Origin of the sequence: Helicobacter pylori (genome assembly GCF_014496485.1) — a bacterium.
Lineage (GTDB): Bacteria > Campylobacterota > Campylobacteria > Campylobacterales > Helicobacteraceae > Helicobacter > Helicobacter pylori_DD.
In genome coordinates this window covers 32,005-48,388 of sequence record NZ_JACTAX010000012.1, presented here as the reverse complement: position 1 = coordinate 48,388, position 16,384 = coordinate 32,005, and the positions used below count along the sequence as shown (strand labels likewise).

The 16,384-nt window shown below is 40.4% G+C and carries 13 protein-coding genes; 5 read left to right on the top strand and 8 right to left on the bottom strand.

The features are described from left to right. Positions 1-368: 368 nt before the first annotated feature. The 8 genes from IC572_RS06755 to valS all read right to left on the bottom strand — a co-directional run bounded on the left by IC572_RS06755 (position 369) and on the right by valS (position 8,065). Positions 369-1,160 carry an NYN domain-containing protein gene (locus IC572_RS06755; protein WP_187855560.1) on the bottom strand — a complete coding sequence of 264 codons (792 nt, stop codon included), beginning with the start codon at positions 1,158-1,160 and terminating at the stop codon, positions 369-371. A gap of 628 nt (positions 1,161-1,788) precedes the next feature. Continuing rightward, on the bottom strand, positions 1,789-2,145 hold the full coding sequence (gene rplS / locus IC572_RS06750) for a 50S ribosomal protein L19 (protein ID WP_000797705.1): 357 nt from the start codon (positions 2,143-2,145) through the stop codon (positions 1,789-1,791). Positions 2,146-2,166: 21 nt separating this feature from the next. Continuing rightward, on the bottom strand, positions 2,167-2,856 hold the full coding sequence (gene trmD / locus IC572_RS06745) for a tRNA (guanosine(37)-N1)-methyltransferase TrmD (RefSeq protein WP_187855559.1): 690 nt from the start codon (positions 2,854-2,856) through the stop codon (positions 2,167-2,169). Then, positions 2,857-3,411: a ribosome maturation factor RimM gene (gene rimM, locus IC572_RS06740; RefSeq protein WP_187855558.1), complete on the bottom strand. Its 555-nt coding sequence runs from the start codon at positions 3,409-3,411 to the stop codon at positions 2,857-2,859. Continuing rightward, on the bottom strand, positions 3,412-3,765 hold the full coding sequence (locus IC572_RS06735; protein ID WP_187855557.1) for a KH domain-containing protein: 354 nt from the start codon (positions 3,763-3,765) through the stop codon (positions 3,412-3,414). 16 nt (positions 3,766-3,781) lie between these two features. Beyond that, positions 3,782-4,012 carry a 30S ribosomal protein S16 gene (rpsP, locus tag IC572_RS06730; protein WP_000216122.1) on the bottom strand — a complete coding sequence of 77 codons (231 nt, stop codon included), beginning with the start codon at positions 4,010-4,012 and terminating at the stop codon, positions 3,782-3,784. 73 nt (positions 4,013-4,085) lie between these two features. Then, positions 4,086-5,432, bottom strand: coding sequence for a signal recognition particle protein (ffh, locus tag IC572_RS06725; protein ID WP_097552270.1), 1,347 nt, complete (start codon positions 5,430-5,432; stop codon positions 4,086-4,088). A 14-nt stretch (positions 5,433-5,446) separates the two neighbouring features. After that, complete coding sequence (gene valS, locus IC572_RS06720) at positions 5,447-8,065, bottom strand: valine--tRNA ligase (protein WP_187855556.1); 2,619 nt, start codon at positions 8,063-8,065, stop codon at positions 5,447-5,449. 137 nt (positions 8,066-8,202) lie between these two features. On the opposite strand from valS, the gene fliW reads away from it, so the two are divergent. The 5 genes from fliW to proC all read left to right on the top strand — a co-directional run bounded on the left by fliW (position 8,203) and on the right by proC (position 16,374). Then, positions 8,203-8,610: a flagellar assembly protein FliW gene (gene fliW / locus IC572_RS06715; RefSeq protein ID WP_001105852.1), complete on the top strand. Its 408-nt coding sequence runs from the start codon at positions 8,203-8,205 to the stop codon at positions 8,608-8,610. 11 nt (positions 8,611-8,621) lie between these two features. After that, a complete protein-coding gene (gene murG / locus IC572_RS06710) occupies positions 8,622-9,683 on the top strand; it encodes an undecaprenyldiphospho-muramoylpentapeptide beta-N-acetylglucosaminyltransferase (protein WP_187855554.1) in 1,062 nt (353 codons plus the stop codon). A 108-nt stretch (positions 9,684-9,791) separates the two neighbouring features. Continuing rightward, positions 9,792-11,879 carry a Hop family outer membrane protein HopI gene (gene hopI, locus IC572_RS06705; RefSeq protein ID WP_187855552.1) on the top strand — a complete coding sequence of 696 codons (2,088 nt, stop codon included), beginning with the start codon at positions 9,792-9,794 and terminating at the stop codon, positions 11,877-11,879. A 22-nt stretch (positions 11,880-11,901) separates the two neighbouring features. Then, the gene (gene hopL / locus IC572_RS06700) at positions 11,902-15,588 is read left to right on the top strand and encodes a Hop family outer membrane protein HopL (RefSeq protein ID WP_187855550.1); all 3,687 of its coding nucleotides are present in this window, start codon (positions 11,902-11,904) and stop codon (positions 15,586-15,588) included. Between the two features lie 12 nt (positions 15,589-15,600). Beyond that, on the top strand, positions 15,601-16,374 hold the full coding sequence (gene proC, locus IC572_RS06695; protein WP_187855548.1) for a pyrroline-5-carboxylate reductase: 774 nt from the start codon (positions 15,601-15,603) through the stop codon (positions 16,372-16,374). Positions 16,375-16,384 lie beyond the last annotated feature (10 nt).

Here is a 16,384-nt window from a genome sequence, read left to right as displayed (position 1 = left end):
GCTTAGTTTTCAAAGATCGTTTGCTTTTAAACAGCTATCCTTGTAAGGTATCAAGCGGCTTTTTAAAAGCCCTTGCTGAAACAAGGAAATGAAAGTATAGTCATAGAAAGCTTAAGGTTTGCTTAAACTATAAAAATTTTTGACAGAGTAAGTTAAAATTTTAAAACGATTGGGTTTTGAGAAATCTAAATACCGCCAAAAACACGCACACATTCCCCATAAAACCACTACTATAAGCGCTAATTTATCTCCGTTTTCAAAAATCACTCCATAGTAGAGCAAAAAATGAAATCATGGATTAGAAAAATCCGCTTAAGCTAACCCTTTTAAATTGGGTGCTTTTTTGTCCCCTTGGTGGGGGGATCGTGTTAGTTCTTCTTAAAGAGTTGGTCTTTAAATGGGTTGTTAAAAGGCTCTTTGGGGGGAAAGTTCTTTTTCTTGGAGGTGTACTGATTTTTTGGCAAGTTATCTACAATGTCAGCGACACTGCGTTCTCTCACATTGCAAGACTTCTTCAAGTCTGAAGGGACAGAATTGGGGCTTTCTTGAATGTTGGCGATGAATACTTCAAAGCCTTTCTCCCAAGTGGCTTCTAACACAGGCACAAAATCGGTATCCCTGCTGAACAGCAAAATACACCCTCCTTGTTTGGTGCAATATAGCCTAGTAATATCGTGTGCCAACAGTGCATCAACTTGTTTTTGACGCAACTTTAAGTAAGGTATGAAAATCTTGGCTTCTAGACCATTATAGACTTCTTTGTCTTCGAACTTATATACGAATTTGAACTTTACCCGCCCGACTCGTAATTTCACTTGATTTTGTTGGGCGATCGCATGGTTGAAAGATTGGATAATCCCTGATTTATTCACTCTTTCCTCATAATCTTTAGGATTCTTCTCTTTATACTCCTCAAGTTCTTCGTTTTTATTGCCCTTGATTCTAGGTTCAACTTCTGTGAAAGGATCAGATACATAAAAATAGATCCGCTTCAATTCCTCTTCAGGCTCCAAAAACGAACGGATTAGCGCTAAGAGTTGATCGGGATTGTTGAAATTAAAATTAGGCTCTTTTAAACGCTCATCCGTTTCTTGGATTGCTTTCAAATCGGCGAGGAGATTTTCCCAATCCACAAAAATCGTGGTTTCAGTTTTTTCCATGCTTTCTCCCAAAATATGAATTTTGCCATAAGGGCTGAGTATAGCATGGGGATTTAAACATGCCTTGTTTTTTAAAATAAAATAAAGGTTCTGTTCTCATCAAACAGACACTCAAAGCCTTAATTAATTTCTTTCATTTTTTAAAAACTTTATAGTAAAACTTTCTTGAGAATATGAGGGGATATTTCGCGCTTTAATGTTCTTTCAAACCCTTTAAATCCCCCTTAACCTGATCGCTTTTTTTAAGGAGTTATCGTTTAACTTGCGTCAAGCTTTTTGTATTTTGATGGTAAAAAACGCTTTTTAACCTTTTTTAAAATTTGACAACCAACGCCCCATTAAAAAACAGAGCCAAAAATTCAGTTTAACAAACAGCAAGCTAGAAAAGAAGCGATTAAAGCTTTGCCTTAAAAAAAAACGAACACCAACGCTAAAAAGAGTTTAGAGTTTTAAAAAAGTCGGTGGTAAAACTAAAAAGGGATTAAAAAACTCTTTTTCAAGCCAATCCAATCCATTTAAAAAGTTTTACGCTAATTTTAAGAGAAGCGGTTAAAAACGGATTTCAACCCCTAAAGAGCGTTCTACCAATCAGCATTGATTGAAGCATGACTGATAAAAAGCCTTGAAGTTAATGGCGGACTTCTTTAATCCTTGCTGCCTTACCTCTCCTATCGCGCAAATAGTAGAGCTTCGCGCGGCGTACCCTGCCCACACGCAACACCTCAACGCTCGCCAAACTTTCGCTATAAAAAGGGAAAATTTTCTCCACGCCGATATTGTTAGCCCCTATTTTACGCACGCAAAAAGTCTTATCCACGCCATTGCCTCTAATCGCAATGCACACGCCTTCAAAATACTGAGTTCGTGTTTTTTCGCCTTCTTTAATAGTGATACCAAGCTTCAAAGTATCGCCAGCTTTAAATATTGGCATGGTCTTGTCTTTTAATTGAGCGTCTTCAAACTGCTGAATGTAGCGGTTTTTCATGTGTTTTCCTTAATGTCAATTTCATGATTTGTGCTGTTTGAATAAATCAAGGCGGTAGAATTTCGTCCTTAATTTTGACAAATCAAGTCTTAGTTGCTTGATTTTAGCATGATTTCCTTTAGAATATTCTAAAGGGGCAGGGATTTTATTGATTTCTTTGGATTTAAAAACAGCGTTAGCGAAATTAGGGGCTTCCAAATAATGGTTTTCAAAGCTCTCATTTTCTAAAGATCGGGCATTACCCAAAACCCCTTGAATGTAGCGAGCGATACTATCTATCAAGCACAACGCCCCAAGCTCGCCCCCTGTTAAAATAAAATCGCCTATACAAAAAACCTCATCAGCATCAAGTTCAATAGAGCGTTCATCAAAGCCCTCATAACGCCCGCACACCAAAACGACATGCTTTTTTTGAGCCAAACGCATCGCGTCTATTTGCTTGAAAGGCTTGCCCACCGCGCTTAAAAAAATCGTGTGTTTAGGGTTTTTAACAGAATGGAGCGCGTTTTCTACCATCTCAGGGTCTAAAATTTGCCCCGCACCCCCACCAATGAGCGTGTGATCCGCTTTTTGATATTTATTAGCGCTAAAATCTCTAAGGTTTAACACTTCTAATTCAAAAAGATTTTTTTCTAACGCTCTTTTTAAAATAGAATCTTCAAAATAAGGCCATACAAGTTGCGGGAAAAGGGTTAAAACGCTGAATTTCATTCAACTATTCTCTAAAAGCGTTTTAGCGTTATGGGTGGTTATTTTTTTGTCTTGCAAAAGGATTTCTTGGATATAAAAATCCCTATAAGGGATTAAAAAAATCTTAGCCAAACCTTTTTCAACCAAGTTCAGCGTGGTTTCAACCATGAAATAATCTGTTTGAGAAATCCTTTGGATTTCTATGACTTTTCCTAGAATCTCGTTTTCTTCCACCACGCTAAGCCCTACTAAATCGCAATAAAAAAACTCGCCCTCTTTTAAAACACAGAGTTTTTTACTCTCTGCTTCGCTCATAAAAAGCCCTAAATTAGTCAGCTCTTTAGCCTTTTCGGGCGTGTGGATAGTTTCTAAAAACAACAGATTTTTAGCATGCTCATAAGAATGGATCACATAGTCTTTAAAAGAAGAAGCGCGAGAGAAAGCGTTGATTGGAGCGGCACTCACCTTAACGCCCTTTTTTAAGCACTCCGGGAAATCGCTCTCTAAATGAAGCTTTAACCCCCCATTAAGCCCCACGCTTTTACCAATTCTGCCCACTAAAAGCATAGAAACCATTCAAGGCGTTTGATCGCCTAAAGCATGGGGATTTTTATCACCATTTTTATCGTTACTGGCAAAAACAACGATTTTATAAGAAAACCCATCTTTGGCTTTCACGCCGGAAACGAACGCCTTAATCGCACTCACCATTTTGCCTTCTTTACCAATCACATGCCCCATGTCTGATGGGTGGGTATAAATCGTGATTTGCTTGACTTTATCTTCTAAAAGCGTGTGTTCTACGCTCAAAGCTTGCGGAAAAGACACAACTTTTTTCAAATATTTTTCTAAAAAAGCCACCACGCAATACGAATAATCCTTACACTCAGCTTGAGAAAAAGGCGTGTTCAAAGGATCTGATTCGCGCATTTAGCCCCATAAAACCTTAGGCTTTTTGAGAAAGCTTTTCCACTCTCTCGCTCATTTTAGCCCCCACGCCTTTCCAATAATCCAAACGCTCCTTATCAATCTTAATATCTTTAGGCTCGCTTAAAGGGTTGTAATACCCAATGGATTCAATCCAGCCTCCATCCCTTCTTTTCCTAGAATCGGTTACCACCACCCTATAAAAAGGCTTTTTCTTTCTCCCGATGCGAGTGAGTCTAATGACTGTCATTATAAAAATCTCCTAAAATATTCGTATTAAATTTGAGATTATACAACAAAAGCGCCTAAAACATGCTTAAAACTTAACGCATTTTAGGGGGCGTTTGATTTTTAGCCTGACTCATTAGATTCATCAAATCGCTAATACCCTTTTTATTCGTGAGTCGTTTCGCCATTTTGCTCGCTTGATCAAAGCGTTTGATGATGCGATTGATTTCAGACACTTCTAAGCCGCTCCCTAAAGCGATCCTTTTTCTTCGGCTGCCGTTTAAAATCTCGGGGTTTTCTCGCTCTTTTTTCGTCATGGAATTGACCATAGCCTTGATTTTTTTCACTTCTAAAGAGCTTTCTAAATCCGTGTCTTTCAGCGCGCTTGCCATATTCCCTAAACCTGGAATCATAGAGATTAGAGAACTCATAGAGCCTAATTTTTTCACTTTTTCAATCTGGTTTAAAAAATCATTGAAAGTGAATTGCCCTTTTTTGAGCTTTTTGCTCAAATCTTTGGCTTCATTAGGGTTTAAAACGCTAGCGGTTTTTTCAGCGAGCGAGACAATATCTCCAGCCCCCATCAAACGCCCCACAATCCTTTCAGGCACAAACACATCTAAATCAGGGATTTTTTCCCCGCTCCCAATAAAACGCAAGGGCAAGCCTAATTGGTAAGTGATGCCTAAGGCGATACCCCCTTTAGAATCGCTATCAAATTTGCTTAACACCACCCCGCTCACGCCTATTTCTTCATTAAAGGTGTTCGCGCTTTTGACCCCATCTTGCCCGCTCAAAGCGTCTGCAACATACAGCACTTCATGGGGGTTTAAGACTTCTTTAACTTCCTTTAATTCTTGCATAAGCTCTTTATCAATGGCTAAACGCCCCGCGCTATCCACGAGTAAAACATCAAATTGCGCTTCTTTAGCCCTTTTTAAAGCGTTGTTAGCGATTTCTTTCACGCTTTTATTTTCTTCATAAAAAACTTCCACGCCCACCTGTTCGCCCAAAACCTTTAATTGCTCCACCGCTGCTAAGCGTTGCAAATCGCATGCGCATAAAAGCACTTTTTTATTTTTGGTTTTTAAATAATGAGCGAGTTTAGCGGTGGTAGTTGTCTTACCGCTCCCTTGCAAACCTGCCATTAAAACCACGGTGGGGGGCGTTTGAGCGAAAGTGAAACCACTGCTCCCTTTAGCGCTTAAAATTTCTAACAAACTCTTTTCTAAAGCGTCTAAAAATTGCTGCTTACCAATGCCATTAAGTTTAGTTTGACTTTCCACTTTTTTGAGCAATTCTCTAGCCACTTTATGATGCACATCGTTTTTCAAAAGCGTTTTTTTCAATTCATCTAACGCCCTGTCTAGCGCCTTTTCATCATCTTGAAAGCGGATTTTATTGAGCGCGTTTTTAAACCCATCGCTTAACGCTTGAAACATTTTCTATCCTTTTATTATGGTTGTTCTAACAAGTCCAATTCTTGCTTAATTTTACTTTCTTTTTCTAAAAGCGTTTTTAAACTCTCTTTGGCTTTTTCTAGCACGCTTTTAGGCGCGTTTTTGACAAAATTTTCATTGTGCAAATTGAGTTTTAGTTTTTCTTTTTCCAGTTTTTCTAGCTGCTTTTTTAAACGAGCAATGAGCGGGCTTAAATCAAGATTTTCTAAATTTGCATAAGTTTGGCAAAATTCCCCCACATCGCTCACGCTTTTTAAAGGCTTATAAGTTATCACGCTGACTTTTTCTAATTTCGCTAATTTTTGGGCGTAAGTTTGCAAACGCTCTGTGTTTTCTATTTTCTCCCTTAATCCCACGCTCGCTTCTTTTAAAACAATCGGTGGGGTTTCTAGCATGATTTTTAAACGCCTTAAAGACACGATGCAATCTTTGATCACTTCAAATTCATGCTCTAATTTTTCATCTTGCGCCAAATCTTTAGGGTAAGGCATGACCATGATAGATTCAGTGTTTTCTAGTTCCGTATTGCTGAGCTTGTGGTATAAGGACTCGCTGATAAAAGGCATGAAAGGGTGCAAGAGTTTTAAAGCTTCTTTTAACACGCTCCCTAATTCGTCTATCGCTCCATTTTCCACTTTAGAAAATTCAATGAACCAATCGCAAAATTCCCCCCACAAAAAGCGGTACAATAAAGTCGTCGCATCGTTAAAACGATAATTGTCTAAAGCGTTACGCACCTCTTTAGTGACAAGATTCAAGCGCGATTTCGCATAACGCCCTAAAGGCGTTTGGTATTCGTTCAAGCGCTCTCTATCTTTGAAAGCTTCTTGTTTGAATTTCAAATAACTCACCGCATTGAAAATCTTGTTGGCAAAATTCTTGTTATTTTCTAAATGCGTAGTAGAAAGCTTGATGTCCCTACCCGTAGCGCACAAATTGGCTAAAGTGAAGCGCAGGCTATCTGCACCGTATTTTTCTATCATCTCTAAAGGATCGATCACATTACCTTTAGACTTGCTCATTTTTTCACCCTTTTCGTCCCTAACCAAGGCGTGCAAGTAAATGTCTTTAAAGGGCAATTCGCCTAAAAGCGACTCGCTGCAAAAAAGCATCCTAGCCACCCAAAAAAAGAGGATGTCAAACCCGGTAATGAGCGTGGTGTTAGGGTAGAAATCTTTCAAATCGTTTTCATTAAACAAACCGCTTTTTTCTTGCCCCCACCCTAGAGTGGAAAACGCCCATAGCCCTGAACTAAACCATGTGTCTAGCACATCCTTATCTTGCTCCAGTTTTTCGCTCTTACAAGTAGGGCAATTTAAAGGAGTGTCTAGGCTTACGAACTGGTGGTTATTCTCGCAAGTAAACACCGGTATTTGATGCCCCCAAAACAATTGCCTGCTGATACACCAAGGGCGTAATTCCCTCATCCAAGCGTTATAATTATTGATCCAATTAGAAGGGTAAAATCGCGCCAAACCTTGTTGGATTTTTTCAATGGAACTTTGAGCGATTTCAGGCTTGACAAACCATTGCTTAGACACATAAGGTTCTACCACATTATGGCAACGATAGCAATGCCCCACTTGATGCGTGTGTTCTTCTATTTTTTCCAGTAAGGCGTTTTCTTTTAATCTTTCTACGACCTTATCTCTAGCTTCTAATCGTTCTAAATTTTCAAACTCCCCGCAATGCGCGTTTAAAATCCCCTTTTCATCAAAGATTTTAATCATTTCCAAATGGTGGCGTTTGCCCACTTCATAATCGTTAAAATCATGCCCAGGGGTAGCCTTCACACACCCTGTGCCAAACTCCATTTCCACATGTTCATCAGCGATAATAGGGATTGTGCGATTGATTAAAGGCAGGATCGCTTTTTGCCCCACTAAATGCTTGTATCTCTCATCGTTAGGATTGACCATAAGCGCGCTATCGCCAAACAAAGTTTCAGGGCGTGTGGTAGCCACCACCAAATAATCTTTTTGATTTTCTAAATAATATCTAATATAATACAACGCCCCCTTACGCTCTTCATATTCCACTTCAATATCGCTCAACGCCCCATCTTTAGTGCACCAATTCACCATGTAGTTATCTTGAACGATGAGACCCTTTTCATACCATTTCAAAAACGCCAATTTAACCGCTCTTTGCAAGCCCTTATCCATCGTGAAACGAGTCCTAGAAAAGGCCGCGCTCACGCCTAAACGCTTCATTTGCTCTAAAATCGCTCCCCCGCTCTTTTCTTTCCACTCCCACACTTTTTGAATAAACTCTTCACGCCCTAAATCTTCTTTTTTAATCCCTTGATTTAAAAGCTGCTTTTCCACAACATTTTGCGTCGCAATGCCGGCGTGATCAAGCCCTGGCTGATACAAGGTCTTATACCCATCCATGCGTTTATAACGCACTAAAATATCTTGCAAGCTTAAAGTTAAAGCATGCCCTATGTGTAAGATACCAGTCACATTAGGAGGGGGCATCATCAAACAAAATCGCTTGCCTTTTTCTTGGATTTTTTCATTGCCGTCAATTTCAAAATACCCCCTATGAGAGCAAATTTCATAAATCTTTTTTTCTATCTCTTGGGGTTGGTAGGTGGTGGGTTCTTGTTTCATTATTGTTATTATCCTAAAATAGAGCGTTCTTTCAAAAATGGTTGGTTTTTGGAACGCCTTTTGCTTTTACGCTTTTAATTGTTGCGTATTTTTTTAAAATTATACAACAAAGCATTTAAATTAAAAAGGATAGCCCAGTGAATTACTTTTTAAAAGCCCCTATTTTAGGATTTGAGCATATCAATGAAGTGCGTTTGGAAAAAATTGATTCCTTATTCAGCCGATTAATTGGCCAAACCAATTCACCCATGGCGTTGGATATGGTTTTAGTGAATCCCTATTGTTTGAGGGAATACAGCTTTGTGATACCCAAATACATAGAATTACTGCTAGAATTAGATTCTCATTCCAAAGTTGAGGTGTATTGCGTGGTCGTGTTGCAAAAAAATTTAGAAGATTCTATGGTTAATTTCTTAGCCCCCTTAGTGTTTAATTCCAAAAATGGCTTTGGCGCTCAAGTGGCGCTTTCTATGATGGATTATCCGGATTTTGGCTTTAGAGATCCTTTAAAAAGCTTTGTGGTTAAAGAAAGAGAACGAGCTTAAGGGTTTTTAGCATGAAATTCGCTCTTACAGGGGGAGGTACAGGGGGGCATCTCTCTATCGCTAAAGCCTTAGCCATAGAATTAGAAAAGCAAGGCATAGAGGCGATTTATCTAGGCTCCACTTATGGGCAAGATAAAGAATGGTTTGAAAATAGCCCCTTATTTAGCGAACGCTATTTTTTCAACACGCAAGGCGTGGTCAATAAAAGCTTTTTTAAAAAAATAGGCTCTTTATTTTTGCAAGCTAAAGCCGCTTTTAAGGCTAAAGAAATCTTAAAAAAACACCAGATCACGCACACCATTAGCGTGGGAGGGTTTAGCGCAGGGCCGGCGAGTTTTGCAAGCTTGCTCAATCATATACCCCTTTATATCCATGAACAAAATGCGATTAAAGGCTCTCTTAATCGCTACCTTTCCCCCAAAGCTAAAGCGGTGTTTTCAAGCTATGCTTTTAAAGATAAGGGAAATCATGTTTTAACCTCCTATCCCGTGCAAAACGCTTTTTTTGATTTTGCTAGGACTCGCACGGAAATCAAGCATATTTTATTTTTAGGCGGTTCGCAAGGGGCAAAAGCGATCAATGAATTCGCTTTATTAAACGCTCCCAAACTCACTAAACAAGGGATTAAAATCACGCACATTTGCGGCCCCAATTCTTATGAACAAGTGCGTTTTTTTTACCAGGAATTAGGGCTGTTGGATAAGGTAGAATTGTTCGCTTTCCACAACAACATCATAGAAGTCATGCACAGAGCGGATTTGTGTGTGAGCCGAGCGGGTGCTAGCAGCGTGTGGGAATTGTGCGCCAATGGCTTACCCACGATTTTTATCCCCTACCCTTTTGCGAGCAATAACCACCAGTATTACAATGTCTTAGAATTTGAAAAAGAAAACTTATGCTATGTCGTGCCTCAAAATGAATTATTGCCTAAAAAACTCTTTGAAGTCATTAGAAAGCTCAACCAAAAAGACGATCAAGGCAATAAAAACCTAACCACCATCAGCGCCAAATTGCAACAAAAAATCGCTAAAAATGGTGCAAAAACCATTATTGAAACGATTTTGAACGCTTAAAATAGCCCATTTTAATCAACAATTAAGCGACCAACCACTAAACTTAAGCGATAAATAAGATAAAATTTAGGATAGCTCAAATCTTTATAAAAAGAAAAGGATAACCCCTTGCAAAACTTTATTTTTAATAAAAAATGGCTTATCTATTCTAGCCTACTCCCCTTATTTTTTCTTAATCCCTTAGCGGCAGAAGATGATGGGTTTTTTATGGGGGTGAGTTATCAAACTTCTCTAGCCGTTCAAAGGGTGGATAACTCAGGGCTTAACGCCAGTCAAGACGCATCCACTTATATCCGCCAAAACGCTATCGCTCTAGAATCTGCGGCGGTGCCTTTAGCCTATTATTTAGAAGCGATGGGCCAACAAACGAGGGTTTTAATGCAAATGCTCTGCCCTGATCCGTCTAAAAGATGTTTGCTCTATGCGGGGGGCTATCAACAAAACGCCCAAAATGGCGATACAGGCAACAACCCCCCAAGAGGCAATGTCAATGCCACCTTTGATATGCAATCTTTAGTCAATAATTTAAACAAGCTCACCCAACTCATCGGCGAGACTCTAATCCGTAACCCTGAAAATCTTTCTAACGACAAAGTCTTTAACGTCAAATTTGGCAATCAAAGCACTGTTATTGCATTGCCTGAGGGTCTAGCCAATACCATGGACGCTTTAAACAATGATATTACCAACGCTTTAACCACGCTTTGGTATAACCAAACCTTAACGAATAAATCTTTTAATAGCGGTAATTCCGTGAATTTTAGCCCTGAAGTCTTGCAACACCTTTTACAAGACGGCTTAGCCACAAGCAATAATAATCAAACCATTTGTAGCACTCAAAACCAATGCACCGCTACTAACGAAGCTAAATCCATAGCCCAAAACGCCCAAAACATCTTCCAGGCTTTAATGCAAGCAGGGATTTTAGGCGGCTTAGCCAATGAAAAGCAATTTGGCTTCACCTATAACAAAGCCCCTAATGGCAGCAATTCCCAACAAGGCTACCAAAGCTTTAGCGGCCCGGGTTATTACACCAAAAATGGCGCTAACACCACGCAAACGCCCTTAAAAGAATTACCCGCTGGAGCGACAATTGGATCAGGAAATGGCCAATACACCTACCACCCTAGCTCTGCAGTCTATTATTTAGCCGATAGCATCATCGCTAATGGCATTACCGCTTCTATGATCTTTTCAGGCATGCAAAATTTCGCCAATAAAGCCGCTAAGCTGACAGGCACTTCAAGCTATAGCCAGATGCAAGATGCGATCAATTATGGGGAAAGCTTGCTTAGTAACACCGTAGCGTATGGGGATTTCATCACCAATTGGGTCGCCCCCTATTTGGATTTAAACAATAAAGGTTTGAATTTCTTGCCTAGCTATGGGGGGCAATTGAATGGCGCTAATAGTCAAACCCCACAATTAACCCCACAACAAGCCCAACAAGAACAAAAAGTCATCATGAACCAACTAGAGCAAGCCACAAACGCCCTCACCCCCGCACAAATAGACAAGATCTTAGCCAACCCCTATTCCCCCACGGCAAAAACTTTAATGGCTTATGGGCTTTATCGCTCTAAAGCAGTGATTGGTGGGGTGATTGATGAAATGCAAACTAAAGTGAATCAAGTCTATCAAATGGGCTTTGCTAGGAATTTTTTGGAGCATAACTCTAATTTTAATAACATGAACGGCTTTGGCGTGAAAATGGGCTATAAGCAATTTTTCGGTAAAAAGCGCATGTTTGGGCTTAGGTATTATGGCTTTTATGATTTTGGTTACGCTCAATTTGGCACAGGACATTCTTTAGTGAAAGCCATGCTCTCTAGCTATGGAGCAGGCACAGACTTTCTTTATAATGTTTTCACGAGAAAAAGAGGGACTGAAGCGATAGATATAGGTTTTTTTGCCGGCATCCAACTTGCAGGGCAAACCTGGAAAACGAACTTTTTAGATCAAGTGGATGGCAACCATCTTAAGCCTAAGGACACTTCTTTCCAATTCCTTTTTGATTTGGGCATAAGGACCAATTTTTCCAAAATCGCCAAGCAAAGAAGATCCCGTTTTTCTCAAGGGGTAGAATTTGGCCTTAAAATACCGGTGCTTTATCACACTTACTACCAATCAGAAGGCGTTACAGCGAAGTATAGAAGAGCCTTTAGTTTTTATGTGGGCTACAACATAGGCTTTTGATTAAACAAAATAAGGGAAAAATATGATAAAAAAAGCTAAAAAATTCATACCACTCTTTTTAATCGGCTCTCTCTTAGCTGAAGACAATGGCTGGTATATGTCTGTAGGCTATCAAATCGGTGGCACGCAACAATTCATCAATAACAAACAACTCTTAGCAAATGAAAACATCATCAACAGCGTTACTCAAAGCGCGATCAATATTGCAGGGCCTACTACCGGTTTAATCACTTTAAGCTCTCAAAGCGTCATTGACGCTTTAGGTTATGGCGTGAGTAACACGGTGGGCAACCAACTAGAGGGCATTTCTAATATCTTGAATCAAATTGGCAAAAGAAAAGACTTTTATTCTAGCCGTCAAATCTCTAGCATTTCCCAGCAAATCATAGGGCTTAAAGGAAGCTCTGACCCCTTAAAAGCCCACTCTTCACAAATCACAGCCAAACTCCTTTCCAACACCCAAAGCGCGTTTGATCAAGGCATCGCTCTAAGCACTAGCATCATTAGCTCTATCAATAGCCTTAATCCCAGCAACAACACCAAAGAAGTCAAAGCCCAGCTCCAAAACACCGCGCAATCCATGACAGAATTATTGCAACAAATTGAACACAGCATCACTAAAACCACTAGCACCACTTACGCGCAATCCTTACTCTCCAATCTAACCGATGCGGTGAATGCCTCTAGCGATAATACCACTTATGTGAGCGCTCTTGTTAACGCTTTAAACACTTTAGGGGTGGGGGTTTTCCCCACCACAACCTCAACGCATGTGGTGCTAAACCCACCGGGACAAGTCGTATTCTATCCAACTAATTCCCTTTTAGGCTCTACTTCTTCAAACAGCAACAACCAACAACAATACAACAACACCCTTTTAATGAACACCTTACAAGGGACATTAAGCGCTAATAATCAAAATAACCCCAATGGTTGCACCAATCAAGTCCAGTGTTTAGAGCAATTCATCCAAAATTTAGCCCCTTTAGCCGCAACCCCCACTTCAAACAACCAAGCCAACCAACAAGTCCAAGCCATTGCCCAAAAACTTCAAAGCGTGGCTATCAACACTTTAGACAACAATGCGATCAACAACACCACCTATAATTTAAACAACTTGCACAACGCCTTGAATTTCCAAGCCTATGAAAGCACGATAGAACAATACAATAACGCTTTAAAACAAATTTCTTGGATCAGTTTTAGCGAGCCTAAAAACTTGCTCAAAAACACTTCCAATAACTACCAAATCGGCACCGTTACCAACGCTCAAGGGCAAAATATCAGCGCCTATGATTGCATGAGCGCTACCGGAAGCCTTTCTAACGATGCTTCTATCGGGATTTCATGCTCAGCCACAAGTTCCACAAGCTCCACAAATAGCTCTACAAACAGCTTTGATAATTCTTTAGTCGCTACCTCCAAAGTCCAAACCATCAACGGCAAAGAGCAGATCGGCGTGAATTCTTTTAACCTGGTTTCTCAAGTGTGGAGCGTTTATAACTCTTTAAAAACTTCAGAAGAAAATTTGCAAAAAAACGCCAAAATCTTATGCACTAATGGATCGCCATCCGGGACAAGCCCATGCAATAGCTCTTCGGGGGGTTTGAGTATCAGCGGGAACGCCCAATTGCAAAACATTTTAAGCTCTACTAATGGGACTAACACTCAAGCTAAAAGCAACGCTCCCCAACTGAAAGCGATGGTGGTGGTGAATAATGAAGAAGAAGCTAAAACGACTAATTTAGCTCAAAGCGGCGGGGCAACCACACAATCTCCTAACAGCACGGTGATGGGCGCTTTAAACACCGTATTGCAAAATGTCAGCAATTTCCAACAAAGCATTCAAAGCGCTTTTCAAAGTCAAAGCAATAATATCCAAGCTTGGGCGAACGCACTCTATAACACTAATGGGAGTCAATCGCAAGAGATGACACCTAACAATAACCAAGATTTACGCATCCAATTGAGAGCGAATTTTTACCAGCTCATCAATACCATTAACCAGCAAGTGCCTACAGACATGAACGCTTTAATCAATCAAAGCCAACAAACCCAACAAACAAGTGGGGCAGCAAGCAACAATAACGCATGCGCGAGCGGAACGAATGGGAGTAATAGCAACTGGTGCTATCAGCAATGGTCCGATTCTAAGGCTTATTACAGCGGGTTGCAAAGCGCTTTAGGGTATCAAACACAAGCGACAACTCAAAGCGGGAGCAGTGGTGGGAACAGCATCACCTACAATGTCCAACAAATCACGCTCACTAGTAATGGTTTGCTCAATCAAATCATCACAAATCTTAAGGGCGTTAATGGGGGAAGCAGTGGAAATGGAACTAGTCAAATCAACACAGCCTACCAAATGCTCACAGACGCCAGCGATGGGAAATTAGGGACTTATAATAGTAATGGTAATAGTGGCAGTAATAACGACTATCAAACATGCAATAGCGGGAGCAATGGGACGAGTGGGAGCAATTGCTACACCCCTAGCAAAACGCAAAACACAACCACCACAACCACTAACGAAAATAATAGCTTGCAAAAAGTCTATAATGACGCCCAAAAAATAGCCAACATTATCGCCAGCTCTGGGAATAACAAAGGCGTTGAAAACGGCTTAAAACAATTCTTTGAAGCCTTAAAAAGCAGTAACGGCACGCTTAATAGCTTATGTGCTAATGGTAGTAGCGGTAGTAATGGTAGTAGTAATTGCTCCGGTGGACTTATCAACCTTTTAGGGGCAATCCCCACAAACGGGGTGAGCGATACGAATAATTTAATCCATTTGCTCACCGAATTTATCAAAACCGCCGGGTTTATCCAAAATAATGATAATAACGCCAGTAATGAAAGTTTAAAAAGCGCTTTTCAAGCCATTACGAGCGCTATTTCTCAAGGGTTTCAAGCCTTGCAAAACGATATTAGCCCTAACGCGATTTTAACCTTGCTCCAAGAAATCACTTCTAACACCACCACGATCCAAGCGTTCTCGCAAACCTTACGGCAGCTTTTAGGGGATAAAACCTTCTTTATGGTGCAACAAAAGCTCATTGATGCGATGATTAACGCCAGAAATCAGGTTCAAAACGCGCAAAATCAAGCCAATAACTACGGCTCCCAACCCGTTTTAAGCCAGTATGCGGCCGCTAAAAGCACCCAACACGGCATGAGCAATGGCTTAGGGGTTGGCATAGGCTATAAATACTTCTTTGGTAAAGCGAGAAAATTAGGCCTTAGGCATTATTTTTTCTTTGATTACGGCTTTAGTGAAATCGGCGTAGCCAATCAAAGCGTGAAAGCGAATATCTTTGCTTATGGGGTAGGCACGGATTTTTTATGGAACTTGTTTAGGAGGACTTACAACACTAAAGCGTTGAATTTTGGGCTATTTGCTGGGGTCCAATTAGGCGGTGCGACTTGGCTTAGCTCCTTAAGGCAACAAATCATTGACAATTGGGGGAACGCCAATGACATCCATTCAACGAATTTTCAAGTGGCGCTGAATTTTGGGGTGCGCACCAACTTTGCGGAGTTCAAGCGTTTTGCTAAAAAATTCCACAATCAAGGGGTTATCAGCCAAAAGAGCGTGGAATTTGGGATCAAAGTGCCTCTCATCAATCAAGCGTATTTGAGTAGCGCCGGGGCTGATGTGAGTTATAGGAGGCTTTATACTTTCTATATCAATTACATCATGGGGTTTTAAAAAAGGCGTTTTATGGAAATCTTACAATTCATCGGCTATGGGAACATGGCTCAAGCGATCTTAGAAGGCTCTCATGAAATTTTATCCAAGCGTTTTATTTTAGAAATTACCGGGCGAAACCCTGAAAAAATCGCCCCCTTTTTACAAGAAAAAAACATTCAAGCCCAAATCGTGCCTTACAAAGACGCTATTGATATACACCAAAAATTCGTGTTTTTACTTTTCAAACCTTATAACCTTAAGGATTTTAATTATCAAGGGCAAGCTAAAAGCGTTTTGAGCGCTTTAGCCGGGGTAAATTTTGAAGCTTTAAGTAATGCGATTAATTCTTTACATTACTTAAAATGCATGCCCAATATCGCGAGCAAGTTCGCCCTTTCTTCTACGGCGGTGTGCGAAAAATCGGTTGCGCCTTCAATAAGCGAGAAAGCTTTGAATATTATTGAGAGTTTTGGGAATTGCGTGCGAGTGGGTAATGAAGAGCAGGTGGATTCTAGCGTGGCGACAAACGGGAGCGCGCTCGCTTTTTTAAGCTTGGTAGCGAGCGGTTTGAAAGATGCCGGCATTAGAGAGGGCTTGAACGCTAGAGATTCTTTAGAATTGGTGAAAATGAGTTTTAAGGGTTTTGCCAAGCTGTTAGAAAAAGAACGCCCTGAGATGATCATGGAGCAAATTTGCACCCCTAAAGGTGCAACGATTGAAGGCTTGAGCGTTTTAGAAAAAAAAGGAGTTAGGGGAGCGTTCATCAAAGCATGCCACAAGAGCGTGAAAAAAATGCGCCTCTAAAAATTACACT

Bases quoted from the DNA above. Each gene is read 5' to 3' on its own strand.
- valS (WP_187855556.1), bottom strand. From the start codon at position 8,065: ATGAAACAAGAACCCACCACCTACCAACCCCAAGAGATAGAAAAAAAG.
- IC572_RS06735 (WP_187855557.1), bottom strand. From the start codon at position 3,765: ATGCGCGAATCAGATCCTTTGAACACGCCTTTTTCTCAAGCTGAGTGT.
- proC (WP_187855548.1), top strand. From the start codon at position 15,601: ATGGAAATCTTACAATTCATCGGCTATGGGAACATGGCTCAAGCGATC.
- ffh (WP_097552270.1), bottom strand. From the start codon at position 5,432: ATGTTTCAAGCGTTAAGCGATGGGTTTAAAAACGCGCTCAATAAAATC.
- murG (WP_187855554.1), top strand. From the start codon at position 8,622: ATGAAATTCGCTCTTACAGGGGGAGGTACAGGGGGGCATCTCTCTATC.
- trmD (WP_187855559.1), bottom strand. From the start codon at position 2,856: ATGAAATTCAGCGTTTTAACCCTTTTCCCGCAACTTGTATGGCCTTAT.
- hopL (WP_187855550.1), top strand. From the start codon at position 11,902: ATGATAAAAAAAGCTAAAAAATTCATACCACTCTTTTTAATCGGCTCT.
- IC572_RS06755 (WP_187855560.1), bottom strand. From the start codon at position 1,160: ATGGAAAAAACTGAAACCACGATTTTTGTGGATTGGGAAAATCTCCTC.
- rplS (WP_000797705.1), bottom strand. From the start codon at position 2,145: ATGAAAAACCGCTACATTCAGCAGTTTGAAGACGCTCAATTAAAAGAC.
- rpsP (WP_000216122.1), bottom strand. From the start codon at position 4,012: ATGACAGTCATTAGACTCACTCGCATCGGGAGAAAGAAAAAGCCTTTT.
- rimM (WP_187855558.1), bottom strand. From the start codon at position 3,411: ATGGTTTCTATGCTTTTAGTGGGCAGAATTGGTAAAAGCGTGGGGCTT.